General features: G+C 69.7%; 13 protein-coding genes, 4 pseudogenes and 1 other annotated feature. Of the genes and pseudogenes, 6 read left to right on the forward strand and 11 right to left on the reverse strand.

What is annotated here, in order from left to right; all coding sequences use genetic code 11:
- The first annotated feature begins 138 nt into the window (after positions 1-138).
- Positions 139-1362: an IS256 family transposase gene (locus tag BJ959_RS09000; protein WP_166194845.1), complete on the forward strand. Its 1224-nt coding sequence runs from the start codon at positions 139-141 to the stop codon at positions 1360-1362.
- Between the two features lie 67 nt (positions 1363-1429).
- Here BJ959_RS09000 and BJ959_RS09005 read toward each other — a convergent pair.
- The 7 genes and pseudogenes from BJ959_RS09005 to BJ959_RS09025 form a co-directional block, all read right to left on the reverse strand.
- Positions 1430-1645 (reverse strand): annotated as a pseudogene (locus BJ959_RS09005) (integrase core domain-containing protein); the annotation flags it as partial.
- Positions 1646-1652: 7 nt separating this feature from the next.
- On the reverse strand, positions 1653-3050 hold the full coding sequence (locus BJ959_RS09010) for an IS30 family transposase (protein WP_183321856.1): 1398 nt from the start codon (positions 3048-3050) through the stop codon (positions 1653-1655).
- A gap of 58 nt (positions 3051-3108) precedes the next feature.
- Positions 3109-3696 (reverse strand): annotated as a pseudogene (locus BJ959_RS12710) (IS3 family transposase); the annotation flags it as partial.
- Positions 3622-3735 (reverse strand) — a sequence feature (AL1L pseudoknot). (Overlaps the previous pseudogene by 75 nt.)
- Positions 3696-4013 carry a transposase gene (locus BJ959_RS09015; protein ID WP_047570703.1) on the reverse strand — a complete coding sequence of 106 codons (318 nt, stop codon included), beginning with the start codon at positions 4011-4013 and terminating at the stop codon, positions 3696-3698. (Overlaps the previous feature by 40 nt.) The pseudogene BJ959_RS12710 and the gene BJ959_RS09015, both read right to left, overlap by 1 nt.
- Positions 3943-4260: a DDE-type integrase/transposase/recombinase gene (locus BJ959_RS13080; RefSeq protein ID WP_424960747.1), complete on the reverse strand. Its 318-nt coding sequence runs from the start codon at positions 4258-4260 to the stop codon at positions 3943-3945. Before BJ959_RS13080 ends, BJ959_RS09015 begins: the two co-directional genes overlap by 71 nt.
- Positions 4246-4356 (reverse strand): annotated as a pseudogene (locus tag BJ959_RS13085) (helix-turn-helix domain-containing protein); the annotation flags it as partial. The gene BJ959_RS13080 and the pseudogene BJ959_RS13085, both read right to left, overlap by 15 nt.
- A 39-nt stretch (positions 4357-4395) precedes the next feature.
- Positions 4396-4560 (reverse strand): hypothetical protein, encoded by a 165-nt coding sequence (locus tag BJ959_RS09025; protein ID WP_153982263.1) that lies wholly within the window; start codon positions 4558-4560, stop codon positions 4396-4398.
- Positions 4561-4743: 183 nt separating this feature from the next.
- Between BJ959_RS09025 and ccsA the strand changes: the two are divergent.
- Positions 4744-4965, forward strand: a pseudogene (ccsA, locus tag BJ959_RS09030) (cytochrome c biogenesis protein CcsA); the annotation flags it as partial.
- 84 nt (positions 4966-5049) lie between these two features.
- On the opposite strand, the gene BJ959_RS09035 reads toward ccsA, so the two are convergent.
- Both BJ959_RS09035 and BJ959_RS09040 read right to left on the reverse strand, forming a co-directional pair.
- Positions 5050-5649 carry a hypothetical protein gene (locus BJ959_RS09035; protein ID WP_153982262.1) on the reverse strand — a complete coding sequence of 200 codons (600 nt, stop codon included), beginning with the start codon at positions 5647-5649 and terminating at the stop codon, positions 5050-5052.
- Positions 5650-5708: 59 nt separating this feature from the next.
- A complete protein-coding gene (locus tag BJ959_RS09040; protein ID WP_153982261.1) occupies positions 5709-6698 on the reverse strand; it encodes an o-succinylbenzoate synthase in 990 nt (329 codons plus the stop codon).
- Between the two features lie 121 nt (positions 6699-6819).
- On the opposite strand from BJ959_RS09040, the gene BJ959_RS09045 reads away from it, so the two are divergent.
- Positions 6820-7734 carry a 1,4-dihydroxy-2-naphthoyl-CoA synthase gene (locus tag BJ959_RS09045; RefSeq protein ID WP_153982260.1) on the forward strand — a complete coding sequence of 305 codons (915 nt, stop codon included), beginning with the start codon at positions 6820-6822 and terminating at the stop codon, positions 7732-7734.
- Positions 7735-7862: 128 nt separating this feature from the next.
- Here the strand turns inward: BJ959_RS09045 and BJ959_RS09050 are convergent, their stop codons facing one another.
- On the reverse strand, positions 7863-8447 hold the full coding sequence (locus BJ959_RS09050) for a TetR/AcrR family transcriptional regulator (RefSeq protein ID WP_153982259.1): 585 nt from the start codon (positions 8445-8447) through the stop codon (positions 7863-7865).
- A gap of 101 nt (positions 8448-8548) precedes the next feature.
- Here BJ959_RS09050 and BJ959_RS09055 point away from each other — a divergent pair, with 101 nt between their 5' ends.
- The 3 genes from BJ959_RS09055 (at position 8549) to BJ959_RS09065 (ending at position 11886) form a co-directional block, all read left to right on the forward strand.
- Positions 8549-9622, forward strand: coding sequence for a serine hydrolase domain-containing protein (locus tag BJ959_RS09055; RefSeq protein WP_153982258.1), 1074 nt, complete (start codon positions 8549-8551; stop codon positions 9620-9622).
- A 115-nt stretch (positions 9623-9737) separates the two neighbouring features.
- A complete protein-coding gene (locus tag BJ959_RS09060) occupies positions 9738-10874 on the forward strand; it encodes an AMP-binding protein (protein ID WP_341799938.1) in 1137 nt (378 codons plus the stop codon).
- A 28-nt stretch (positions 10875-10902) separates the two neighbouring features.
- On the forward strand, positions 10903-11886 hold the full coding sequence (locus BJ959_RS09065; protein ID WP_341799937.1) for a 1,4-dihydroxy-2-naphthoate polyprenyltransferase: 984 nt from the start codon (positions 10903-10905) through the stop codon (positions 11884-11886).
- Here BJ959_RS09065 and BJ959_RS09070 read toward each other — a convergent pair.
- On the reverse strand, positions 11883-12632 hold the full coding sequence (locus BJ959_RS09070; RefSeq protein ID WP_153982256.1) for a cache domain-containing protein: 750 nt from the start codon (positions 12630-12632) through the stop codon (positions 11883-11885). The genes BJ959_RS09065 and BJ959_RS09070 overlap by 4 nt on opposite strands.
- Positions 12633-12640 lie beyond the last annotated feature (8 nt).

Consider the following 12640-nt stretch of genomic DNA (forward strand, 5'->3'; position numbering starts at 1 on the left):
CATCCCGATCGCTGAGGGTGGCGTCCCCTGGGTTGGTGTAGTTTCCCGGCTCGGGTGTCACGTCGTGGACGTGGTGAGCCATCGTGCGATGGTCAGTGAGAACTGTCTAGGAATCTCACGGAAGGACACAAACGCACGATGGCTCTTGACCAGTCTGCCCTCCTCGAGCTACTCGGGGAACTGAAACTCACCGATGTGAACGACCGGATCCGGGTCGCGACCGAGACGCTCTACCAGGAGCTGATCGACGCGGAAGCAGCTGCGTTCATCGGCGCTGCCCCGTTCGAACGCTCCCCGGACCGTACGACGCAGCGCAACGGGACCCGGCTGCGGACCCTCACCACCACCGCGGGGGAGCTGGAGTTGCGGATCCCGAAGCTGCGGCAGGGATCGTTTTTCCCGTCGCTGCTGGAACGCCGCCGCCGGGTCGATCAGGCCCTGTTCGCGGTCGTGATGGAGGCGTACGTCCACGGCGTCTCCACCCGCAAGGTCGACGACCTGGTGAAGGCGCTCGGTGCCGACACCGGGATCAGCAAGTCGGAGGTGTCGCGGATCTGCAGCAACCTCGACGAGGACGTCGCGGCGTTCCGCGATCGGCCGCTCGCGGACAGCACGTACCCGTACGTGTTCCTCGACGCGACCTACTGCAAAGCCCGCGTCGGCCGGCGGGTCGTCTCCCAAGCCGTCGTCGTCGCGGTCGGTGTCGCCGCCGACGGGCGCAGGGAAGTCCTCGGCTTCGAGGTCGGGGACACCGAATCGCAACCGTTCTGGACCGCGTTCCTTCGCTCGCTGAAGGCCCGCGGGCTGGGCGGAGTGAAGCTGGTGATCTCCGACGCGCACACCGGGCTGATCGCGGCGATCGACACCGTCTTCCAAGGCTCGTCATGGCAGCGGTGTCGGGTCCACTTCATGCGCAACGTGCTTGCCAACGTCCCCAAGACCGCTGGGCCGATGGTCGCGTCGATCATCCGCACGATCTTCGCCCAGCCAGACACCGAGCACGTGTTCACCCAATTCCACGAAGTCGTCCGCATGCTCTCGAGGTCGCACCCGAAGATCGCCGGCATGCTCGAGGACGCGCAGAACGACATCCTCGCGTTCTGTCAGTTTCCCGCCACACACTGGCGGCAGATCTGGTCCACGAACCCGCTCGAGCGGGTCAACAAGGAGATCAAACGCCGCACCGACGTCGTCGGCACATTCCCCAACCCCGCCGCGTTGCTGCGCCTGGCCGGACACGTCCTGATCGAGCAACACGACGAATGGGACGGCGCTGACCGCCGCTACTTCAGCGAGCACTCCATGAAGCTCCTGAACGTCACCGAAGAGGAGGTCGCGATCCCGGAACTCGCTGCGGCATAATCACAACAGCTGACCCGCACGGTGTTGAGAAACTCCACCACTCAGCGGGACGTCACCTCGCTGAGTGCAGCCGTCGGTTGTTGAACCAGTCGATGTATTCCGCGACGGCGAACTCCAGATCGTCGATCGATTTCCACGGCCCGCGGTGGCGCACGAGCTCTGCCTTGAACAGCGAGTTGAAGGCCTCGGCCAGGGCGTTGTCATAGGAATCTCCTCGGGACCCCACCGAGGCGACCGCGCCGGCCTCGGCGAGTCGTTCGGTGTAGCGAATCGCTCGATATTGACCGGGCTCAACCAGTCGATGCAACACCGGCCTGTTGGAGCAACAGTAGCTGCTCGTTGAAGGCCTCCGCGGGGGTCATCCACCCGAGCGACTTGCGAGGGCGCGTGTTCAGCGCGAATGCGACGGCTTCGATGTCTTCGGCGCTCCATCGGGACAGGTCGGTGCCCTTCGGGAAGTACTGACGCAGCAGGCCATTCGTGTTCTCGTTCGTGCCGCGCTGCCAGGGCGACTGCGGATCGGCGAAGAACACTGGGATGCCCGTCTCGACGCGGAACTGCGCGTGAGCAGACATCTCCTTGCCGCGATCCCAGGTCAACGAACGTGTCAGCTGCGCCGGCAGCGCCGACATCGTGTTCGCGAGAGCGTTCTTCATCGTGACTGCGCCGTAGCCAGCCAACGCCGGCCCGTTCTTCGGCGTTTCCTTGTGCCGATAACCCTCTTCTCGCGGGAGGTGGACGAGCAGCGTGTAACGGGTCTTGCGCTCGACGACCGTGCCGACCGCGGAGCGCTCCAACCCGATCAGCAGATCGCCCTCCCAATGGCCTGGAACAGCGCGGTCGTCGGCTTCCGCTGGCCGTTCGCTGATGAGCGTCTCCGACGTGACGTGCGCCCAGGTCTTGCGCCGCGACCGCTCCCTCGGGACGCGCAGCGCCCTGCCCGTACGGAGGCTCCAGACGAGTTCGCGCTTGAGCGCGCCGCGGCCCTCGATGTAGAGCGACTGGTAGATCGCCTCTGGGCTGATGCGCATGGACTCATCATCCGGGAAGTCGATCCTCAACCGGTGCGAGATCTGCTCCGGACTCCAAGCCCAGGACCAGGCCCTGTCCTTCCGATGCGGCTTGCCTCTCCCGGTGAACCGCGGCGGCTCGGGACCGGTGACGACCGTGCCATCGGAGCGGGTGATCTTCCCCGACAGGCGATCCTCGACATACGCGCGCAGCCTCAGGTTCGCGACAAGCTTCGCAACCTTGGGTCGCTTCGCGGCCATGTCCGCCTTCCACTGCGCGACCGAGGCCCGATACTCCAGCTTCCCGCCCCGCGTGGCCGCGTTGCGCCGCAGCTCGCGAGAGATCGTCCCGGCATCGCGGCCGATGGAGCGAGCGATCTCGCGAACGCCCTTGCCCTTCTCCTTGAGAATCGCGATCTCCTCGCGCTCAGCGAACGAGAGGTAGCGGCCCGACGGCTGCTGGGTGATGTCGAACGGCGCCATGCCGCCAGCGTGTCGGAACCATCTCGCGCCGACCGCGGACGCCACGCCGACAACACCCGCGGCTTCCTCCGCGAGCAGCCCTTTCGCGATCTGCACCCAGAACGCCGCCTCGACCGGCTTCTGGAACTTCGGATGCCCCGGCGAGCGGAGCTTCGGACGAACCGCCCTGTCCGCGCCCTGCTGACGACGAACCATCGAACACCTCCTGATCGAGGTGTTGCGACGACCAGTTGAATTCGCCTTGAACGCCCCTGTCGCTGTGATGCTTCAGCCCGGTTATCTCGCGGCCATGCCGCCTCCTGTTCCACAGGCCCATCTCCAACGCGTCCAACGCCAGATCGGTGCGCAAACTGGTGGAGAGCTGCCAGCCGACCACGCGGCGAGAGAACACATCGATCACGAACGCGGCATAGACCCAGCCGGCGAAAGTGCGAATGTAGGTGATGTCGGCCACCCAGAGCTGGTCGGGGGCGGTGGCGATGAAAGCCCGCTCGACCAAGTCCATCGGCAACTCGGCAGGGTTCCCGGCAATGGTGGTGCGCGGTCCTCGGCGCCGAGACACGCCCCGCAGCCCATCGCAGCGCATCAATCGCTCCACCGTGCAGCGAGCAAACGCGTGCCCCTCCCGCCGCAACTGCGCATGCACCTTCCGAACCCCATAAACCCCGAGGTTCTCCGAGTGCACGCGACGAATCTCGGTCAACGCTTTGTCGTCTTGCACGGCTCGAGCCGATGGCTCAGCACTCTTGGACGCGTAGTACGTCGACGGGGCGATCGGCAACTCCTTGCAAATCGGCTCGACCCCGAACTCGACCTTGTGCGCATCGATGTAGTCGACCATCAGCTGTGTGGGCGGTCGAGCTCCGCCGCGAAAAAAGCCGACGCGGTGCGCAAGATCGCGTTCGCACGACGCAACTCCCGCACCTCTCTCTCCAGGTTCGCGATGTGCTCCGCATCGTCCGTGGAGCGCCCCGGCCGCAGACCACCATCGACCTCGGCACGCTGCACCCACCCTCGCAACGTGTCGCTAGGAATCCCGAGCTGCTGCCCGACACGCGTGCACGCTCCTCGACGACCTCCCTCCTCGTCACGAGCGGCCAACACAAGACGGATCGCGCGCTCTTTCAACTCGGGCGGATACTTCGATAGCTTCGGCATGCTCCTCATCCTTTCGGGATGTCAGGAGCCTCCACCAGACCCGGGGCGCAACAACGATGCGGCGTGAGTAGGCGTCGATCACGGCAGCGCAATAGACCCAGCCGTCTTTCGCACGGTGTTGCGTGATGTCGCAGAACCAGAGCCGGTTTGGCCCGTCAGCGCGGAACTGCCGATTTACGAGGACCTCGTGCGTGGCCGTGTCCGGCTTCCAGCCTCCCCGCTTGCGACGATGCGAGACGCCGACCAACCCGTCTTGCCGCATCAGCCTGGCGACACGTTTGCGGGCGACGTGAACGCTAAGCCCGAGCCGCAACTCGGCCAGCACTCGCGGCGCACCATACGCTGCTCGCGAGTCGGCTCAGCACCTGGACCAGCCGGAACCCTATTCCGGCAGCACGTTCTCCCGCGCAATGTAGGCCAACGCGCGCTTGTGGATGTCGCTCTCCATCTCCAGCACCCGCAACCGTCGCCTTATCTCGACCAGTTCGCGATGCTCGTCGGAGGTCGCGCCGGGTTTGCGGCCCGAGTCGACTGCATCGCGATGCATTTAGTTGCGAAGACAGGACTCGCTGATCCCGAGACCGCGGGCGGTCTGAGCGACCGGGTCTCCCTCCGCGACCAGATCCAGGGCTCGACGCCGGAACTCCGGCGGGTGGGCAGCAGGCATCTCACGGACTCCTTCCGAGACGATCATCGCCTCAACTCAGGTGTCCGCGAAACCGAGTCAGGCTCCGAGCGCGCGTGGGGCCGCTATTGGGGCTGGCACACCAGGGAGGTCTGGACCTTCATCATCTGGGTGCTCTTCGCCGGCTACATCCACGCCCGTGCGACGCGCGGCTGGCGCGGCGACCGCTCGGCCTGGCTCGCGATCATCGGCTTCTCGGCCGTGATCTTCAACTACACGGTCGTGAACATCGCGTTCAAGGGGCTGCACTCGTATTCAGGCCTGTAGGCCTGAATACGAAAGGGCACCGCCTCGGGCCTGTTGTTGTCGTGAGCGGTCGGGTCTCTGGCCCGACTCCATCGGTTCTTCTCCTCAACCCGCCGGCGTCAACGCCACCGGCACCCGCCCGCTCCCGGTGTCGAATTGCAGCACCGGCGCGGTGGGATCGCTGCAGTCGAACGGCGCCTCATTGATGGGGTCGCTGGCGATGATGCCCCCGAGAAGGTCGGAGGCGTCTTGCGTCACCCCGTTGATCGTGACGATGGTCGACAGGCTGTTGTCGCCGACGGCGGTGGTGATGACGCCGGCGTCGGCCGTCCAGGTGCCGCCGATCGAGCCCGTCGTGACCCCCTCGCCGACGAGCCCGGCGACCTCCAGCTGCAGGGTGAAGCCCGGCGTGTACAGGTACTCGGTGTCGGTGAAGCTCAGCCCGGTGTCGCCGACGATCGTCAGGGCGAGCCCCTCGCTCGCGGCCGAGACCGCGTCGTAGAACACCTGCATCTGGTCCTGCGCGATGCGCCAGTCGCCGACCAGGCAGCCGGGGTCGGTAGGGTCGACCGGGTCGGAGCTCGCACTCGCCTCCGGGTCGGTCGCTCCGTCGGTCTCGGCCTCGGTCGGTTCGCCGACCGAGCATGCGGTGAGCGCGAGCAGGGCGGCGGTGGCGGCGGTGACGACGATCGGGGCGCGGCGCATGGTGGCTCCTCGGGGTGAGGCTTCGCGGTCGGACGCCTCGAGGCTAGCGCCGCGGCACCTCAGGCCGAAAGGAGTGCGTGGCAGCGCGTGAGACGCTCGCGCCACCAGGCCGCGCGGGCCGGGTCGGCGACGAGGCGGCGGAGGGCATCCGCATCGGCGGCGACCGGCCGCACCGCGATGGCGCCGTCGACCGGTCGCAGGGGGTCGGCGGTGACATCGTCGGCGAGCAGGGCGGCGGTGCCGAGACCGCAGTCGTGGTCGAGCTGCGGCAGGCGGGCGGCGAGCTCGGCTCCCATCGCGAGGCCGATGCTCGTGTCGAGGGCGCTCGAAACGACGGCGGGTAGCCCTGCCTCGGCGACGATCGCGAGGGCACGGTCGATGCCGCCGAGCGGCGCCGCCTTGATGACGAGCAGGTCGGCGGCACCCGCGCGGGCGACGGCGAGGGGATCGGCGGCCTTGCGCACGCTCTCATCCGCGGCGATCGGCACGCCGAGCCGATGGATGCGCCGCCGCAGCTCGGCGAGCTCATCGACCCTCGCGCACGGCTGCTCGACGTACTCGAGGTCGAACTGCTCGAGGGCGCGGATGGCGTGCTCGGCCTCGTCGAGGTTCCAGGCGCCGTTCGCGTCGAGGCGGATGCGCCCCTCCGGCCCGAGAAGCCGCCGCACCTCGGAGACCCGCGCGAGGTCGTCGGCCAGGGTCTCGCCGCGCTCGGCCACCTTGACCTTCACGGTGCGGCACTCCCCGAAGCGGGCGAGGGTCGACGCCACGCGCTCGAGCGGCACGGCCGGCAGGGTCGCGTTGACCGGGATGCTCGCCCGCAGCCGCGGCACGCTCGACTGCTCCCAGCCGAAGCTCAAGGCCGCGGCCAGCCAGGTGCTCGCCTCGGCGTCGTCGTACTCGACGAAGGGCGCGAACTCGCTCCAGGCGATGGGGCCGTCGAGCAGCACGGCCTCGCGGTGCTCGACGCCGCGGAACCGGGTGACGAGCGGCACGCTCACGACGTAGGCGCGGGCCAGCACCTCGTCGAGCGGCGGGAGGGCATCCATACCCCCAGTCTGACGTGCGGTGTTCGCAACTCATGCTGTACGGCCACAAGTGCGGCGTATCTGGCGCACAACTGCCCGTACAGCCTGAGTTGCGAACAGGCGGCGCGCGTAGGCTGGCCGCATGGCCGAGCCGTTCGTCTCCGAGACCTTCGACGCCGCGCGCTGGGTGGCCGCGCCGGGCTTCGACGACCTGACCGACCTCACCTACCACCTCGACACCTCGGGGCGCATCGCGCGCATCGCGTTCGACCGGCCGGAGGTGCGCAACGCCTTCCGCCCGCACACGGTCGACGAGCTGTACCGGGCGCTCGACGATGCGCGGCAGAACCCGCGGGTCGGCGTGGTGCTGCTGACGGGCAACGGCCCAAGCGCGAAAGACGGCGGCTGGGCGTTCTGCTCGGGCGGCGACCAGCGCATCCGCGGGCGCGCGGGGTACCAGTACGCGGAGGGCGAGACGGCCGAGACGGTCGACCCGGCTCGCGCATCGCGGCTGCACATCCTCGAGGTGCAGCGGCTGATCCGCTTCATGCCGAAGGTCGTCATCGCGATCGTGCCCGGCTGGGCGGCCGGCGGCGGGCACTCGCTGCACGTCGTGTGCGACCTCACGATCGCGAGCCGCGAGCACGCGCGCTTCAAGCAGACCGACGCCGATGTCGGCTCGTTCGACGCGGGCTACGGCAGTGCGTACCTCGCCAAGCAGGTCGGGCAGAAGGTGGCGCGCGAGATCTTCTTCCTCGCCCGCGAGTACGACGCGCAGCGCGCCTACGAGATGGGAACGGTCAACGCCGTCGTGCCGCACGCGTCACTTGAGGCCACGGCGCTCGACTGGGCCGAGACGATCCTCACCAAGAGCCCGACGGCCATCCGCATGCTGAAGTACGCCATGAACCTCACCGACGACGGAATGGTCGGTCAACAGCTCTTCGCGGGCGAGGCCACGCGGCTGGCCTACGGCACCGACGAGGCCGTCGAGGGCCGTGACTCGTTCCTGCAGAAGCGCGCCCCCGACTGGTCGCCCTTCCCCTGGCAGTACTGAGCCCGGTATGCCTGCCGCGCGCGTCGCGGTGACGAGCGATGCTGTTCGACGGCGTCTATCGGTCACTCGTTGGCGCGGCTCCCTTCGGCGACCGCAACGAGTGACCGATGGATGCTGGCGCGATCACCTCAGGCCTCGAGCCCCACGCCCACGCGGTCGAGCACCCCGGCGATGAGCATCGCGCGTGCCCCAGCGTCGGGAACGAAGTCGCGCAGGATCACGGCGAGGCCGTGCGCGCTCGCCTGCGCGAGCATCATGCGGCTCGCGACGCGCTGCTCGTCGACCGCGCCCGGCGGCTCGAGCTCGAGCACGATGTCGCGCACGAGGTCGGCGGCGTTCGGGTCGTCCGGTCGATCGGGCGGGGTCGTCATGGGCATCGACACGAGCGAGAACAGCCGCGGCTCGGCGAGGGCGAGGGCGATGTACGACTCGCCGACCTCGCGCAGCCGGTCGATCGGGGGCTTGTCGGCGGCGGCGTCGAGCCGCGCGAACATGTCGCGCGCCATGATCTCGCGCGCCCGTTGCGCGACGGCCGCGATGAGGTGGTCACCGCTCGGGAAGTGCCGGTAGACGGCCGCGGCGCTCACGCCGCACGCGGCGGCGATGCGCCGCACGGTCACGCCCTCGAGGCCCTCGGCGCGCGCGAGCGCCTCGCCCGCGTCGACGAGCGCGTCGCGCAGGGCGCCGTGGTGGTAGCGCGAGCGGTCGGGCATGTTGACAGTGTACACATCGGTGCGCTAGACATAGCGGCAGATGTTAACGCCGTAAACACGAGCGCGTGAGCGCCCGACCACCGCCAGGAGCAGCGAGAGCCATGAGCACACGCGAGCAGCGCATCCACCGCCTCATCGAGCGGAGTGCGGCCGACCCCCGCACGGGCGAGGTGCTCTGGCGCGTCGTCGCGCCCGCCACGAACGGCGAACCGGGCCTCGATGTCGTGCACGGCGACCTCGACCGGCCGTTCTTCATCGCGAGCGTCAGCAAGCTCTTCACGGTCGTGTGCCTCGCGCAGCTGCGCGACGAGGGCCGCCTCGACTGGGATGCCCCCATCGCCGGCTACCTGCCCGACCTCGACCTGAGCGGCCTCGCGGTCGAGAAGGGCCGCGACGGCAGTGTTCGCGACGGCAGAGCTCGCGACGTCAGTGGCGAGATCACCGTGCGCGAGGTGATGGGCCACACCGCGGGCCTCGCCGACTACTTCGAGGGCCCGCGCCCCGACGGGCCGACCACTCTCGAGCGAGCCCTGCAGAGCGACTTCGGCTGGGGCGAGGCCGAGGTCATCGAGTGGACCCGCGCGATGACCCCCGCCCGCCGCGGCCGCGGGCTCTACAGCGACACGGGCTTCCAGCTGCTCGACGGCGTCGTCGAGCGCCTCGACGGCCGCCCGTTCGCCGAATCGGTGCGCGCGCGCATCACCCAGCCGCTCGGGCTCGACCGCACCTACGTCTTCACGACCGAGACGCTCGACCGCTTCGACGAGATGGCGGTCATCCGCCACGGCGACCGCGACCTGCGCCTGCCGCTGCTGCTCGCCTCGTGCGGCGGGCAGGGCGGCGTCGTCTCCACCCTGCGCGACGGCGTCACCTTCCTGCAGGCCTTCTTCGACGGCTGCCTGTTCCATGCCGCGCTGCTCGACGAGATGCTCATCGATTGGCACCGCATCTTCTCGCCGCTCGAGTACGGCACGGGCGTCATGCGCTTTCGCCTCCCTGCCGTCTTCACGGGCTTCCGCTCGTTCGAGTTCCAGGGCCACTCCGGCGCGTCGGGCGTCGTCTGGTACCGGGATGCGCGCTCGGGCGTGCTCGTCGTCGGCACGGTCAACCAGCTCAAGCAGCGCCAGCTGCCCTACCAGCTCATGGTGCGCACCGCGGCGGTCGCCGGCTCTTGACCCCGCGCCCGACCGCTGCCAGATCTGGGCCACGTGGGCGCAACGCAGCGCTGCAAGCGCCCGTTAGGCCCAGATCTGGCGAGAACAGTTGGGGCCTGCGGGGTAGCGTGGCAGCGTGACCCGCCCGCTCGCCGTCGTCGACACCGCTGACCCGCTCGCGTGCCTGGGAGCCCTGCGCGACGCGCTCGAGGGCGTCGGACCCGCGGTGCTGTTCCGCGGCGGAGGCGTCAACCCCGTGCACACGGCGCCGCTCGAGGTCGAGAAGCGCATCGCGCTCGTCGTCGAGACGAGCGGCACCACCGGACGGCCCAAGCGCGTCGCGCTCAGCGCCGACGCAGTGCTCGCCAGCGCGGCCGCCACTGAGGGCGCTCTCGAGGGCCCCGGGCAGTGGCTGCTCGCGCTACCGGTGCAGTACATCGCGGGTAGCAACGTGCTCGCGCGGTCGATCGCCGCGGGCACGGAGCCCGTGGTCGTGGCACCCGGTCGCCTGCGCCGCGACACGGTGCTGGCGGCGATCGCGGCGATGGAGCATCCGCGGCGGTTCACGGCCCTCGTGCCCGCCCAGCTCAGCCGCCTCGTCGACGAGGCCGAGGCCGATGACGACCTGCGCCGCGCGCTCGGCGGATTCGAGCGGATCCTCGTCGGCGGTCAGGCGACCCCCGCTCCGCTCATCGAGCGCGCCGGCGCCCTCGGCTGGCGCATCACCCGCACCTACGGTTCGAGCGAGACCTGCGGCGGCGTCGTCTACGACGGACGCGCGATCGGGCAGGCCGAGGTGCGCATCGTCGACGGCCGCGTCGAGCTCGGCGGCCCGACCCTCGCCGAGTACTACCTCGGCGACCCGGAGCGCACCGCGACGGCGTTCGTCGAGCGCGACGGCCAGCGCTGCTACCGCACCGACGACGCGGGCGAGCTCGACGAGCGGACGGGCGTGCTGCGCGTGCTCGGCCGCCTCGACGACACCATCGTCACCGGAGGGCTCAAGGTACGGCTGGGCGACGTCGAGCGCATCGTGCGCGAGCAGCCGGGCCTCGCCGACGCGGTCGTCGTCGCCGGGCACCACCCCGAGTGGGGCGAGGTGCCGGTGGTCGTCACCACGCAACGCCCCGAGCTCGACGGGCTGCGGCGCGCAGTCGGTGCGCGGCTGGCCCCCGAGGCGCGGCCCGACCGCATCCTGACGGTGGATGCCCTGCCGCTGTTGCCGAGCGGCAAGCCCGACCGCCTCGCGCTCGCGCGCCTGGTCGGCTCCTAGCCGCCCGCCGCTGACTAGACTCGCGGTCGTGGCAGCGAAGACGACGAAGAAGACGGCCAGGAAGAAGCCCGCGCGGGGTGCCGCGACGCGGACGAATCCGAGCAGGGTCAGCGCCGCATCCGGCAACCCCGCCAAGGTGCAGAAGGCGACCGCGCGCGACTGGATCGCCGGGGCCCGCCTGCGCACCCTGAGTCTCGCGATCGTGCCCGTCGCGCTCGGAACCGCCCTCGCGTACGTCACCCTCGGCTACAACCTCGCGCTCGCGCTGCTCTGCCTGGCGGTCGCCGTCTTCCTGCAGATCGGCGTCAACTACGCCAACGACTACTCCGACGGGGTGCGGGGCACGGATGCCCTGCGCGTCGGGCCGAGCCGTCTCACCGGCTCGGGCGCCGCGAAACCGCGCACGGTCCTCACCGTCGCGCTCGTGTTCTTCGGACTCGCCGCTGCCGCAGGCCTCGCGATCGTCGTCCTGACCGGCATCTGGTGGCTGCTCGCCGTCGGAGCCGTCGCGATCGTCGCCGCCTGGTTCTACACGGGCGGGAAGCTGCCGTATGGCTACCTCGGGCTCGGCGAGCTCGTCGCCTTCCTGTTCTTCGGGCTCGTCGCCACGATCGGCACCGTCTACGTGCAGATCGAGCAGGTTCCGTTCGAGACCTGGTTCGCGGCGGCGCTCGCCGGCCTCTTCGCGGCGGCGATCATGCTCGTCAACAACATCCGCGACCGCGAACTCGACGCCCGTGCTGGCAAGAAGACCTTCGCCGTGCGCGTCGGCGACCTGCCCGCCCGCATCGTCTTCGTCGTGCTGCTGGCCGGCGCGTACGGTGCGGTCGTGCCGTTCGCCCTGCTCTACACCTGGGCTCCGGCGGTCTTCTTCACCCTGCTGATCACAGCCCCGGTCGCGCTCATCGTGCTGCTCGCGAAGACACCGGGCGAGCTCGTGCTCGCGCTGAAGCTGACGTCGCTCGCCGCGCTGCTCACCGGTCTCGGGCTCGCCGCCGCGATCGCGTTCTAGCGAGCGTCCGCCGGCGCGTCCGCGACGAGCAGCGAGAGCGTCGCATCCAGCGCCGGAATCGGGAGGCGGAGGAAACCTGCCGGTGGAGCCGTCACGAGGTCGCCCGGCGCGAAGCTGCTCGTGCTGCTGACCAGTACGCCGCCGTGCGCGTTGAGAAGGGCACTCGGCCGCCGCGCGAGGCGCAGCAGCGGCAGCAGCTCGCGCTCGAGCTCGGCGACCGTCATGTCGAGCCCCGTCACGCCGACGGCGCGACCGTGCACCTCGGCGCGCACCGTCGCGGTGACGATGTACTCCTCCACCCCGAGGTAGTCGATGTACGGCCCGGTCAACCACGGCCTCCCGGTCGTGAACGAGACCGTGAACCACTCGAGAGTCTCGTAGTCGTAGAAGCGCTGGCCGCCGGGATTCACCCCGAACTGGTACCGGGTCACGTCACCATCACCGTCGCGCACCCACCACTCGGTGACGCCTTTGCCTTCGCCGCGCGCCGAGCGCGAGAAGATCAGACCCGCGCCGTTGACGCGCGGCCGCTCGCCCAGCAGCACGCGAACGCGGTCCTTGATGCCATCGCGCCCCGCCTTCGCCAGGCGCGCCACGTCGGCGGTGGGGTCGGATGCGGAGCTCAGGATCGCCTCGATGTCGCGGTTCATGCCCTCGAGGTCGGCATGCAGCGCCGCGAACCACTGCGCGACCGCATCGACCGCGGCGCTCGCGGTCGGGGTCGGGGTCGACTCAACGCTGCTCATGGGGCTCC

Source organism: Microcella frigidaquae (assembly GCF_014200395.1).
Lineage (GTDB): Bacteria > Actinomycetota > Actinomycetes > Actinomycetales > Microbacteriaceae > Microcella > Microcella frigidaquae.

Bases quoted from the DNA above. Each gene is read 5' to 3' on its own strand.
- BJ959_RS09040 (WP_153982261.1), bottom strand. From the start codon at position 6,698: ATGGATGCCCTCCCGCCGCTCGACGAGGTGCTGGCCCGCGCCTACGTC.
- BJ959_RS09010 (WP_183321856.1), bottom strand. From the start codon at position 3,050: ATGGTTCGTCGTCAGCAGGGCGCGGACAGGGCGGTTCGTCCGAAGCTC.
- BJ959_RS09050 (WP_153982259.1), bottom strand. From the start codon at position 8,447: ATGCCCGACCGCTCGCGCTACCACCACGGCGCCCTGCGCGACGCGCTC.
- BJ959_RS09070 (WP_153982256.1), bottom strand. From the start codon at position 12,632: ATGAGCAGCGTTGAGTCGACCCCGACCCCGACCGCGAGCGCCGCGGTC.
- BJ959_RS09035 (WP_153982262.1), bottom strand. From the start codon at position 5,649: ATGCGCCGCGCCCCGATCGTCGTCACCGCCGCCACCGCCGCCCTGCTC.
- BJ959_RS09025 (WP_153982263.1), bottom strand. From the start codon at position 4,560: ATGCATCGCGATGCAGTCGACTCGGGCCGCAAACCCGGCGCGACCTCC.
- BJ959_RS09000 (WP_166194845.1), top strand. From the start codon at position 139: ATGGCTCTTGACCAGTCTGCCCTCCTCGAGCTACTCGGGGAACTGAAA.
- BJ959_RS09055 (WP_153982258.1), top strand. From the start codon at position 8,549: ATGAGCACACGCGAGCAGCGCATCCACCGCCTCATCGAGCGGAGTGCG.
- BJ959_RS09045 (WP_153982260.1), top strand. From the start codon at position 6,820: ATGGCCGAGCCGTTCGTCTCCGAGACCTTCGACGCCGCGCGCTGGGTG.
- BJ959_RS09015 (WP_047570703.1), bottom strand. From the start codon at position 4,013: ATGCCGAAGCTATCGAAGTATCCGCCCGAGTTGAAAGAGCGCGCGATC.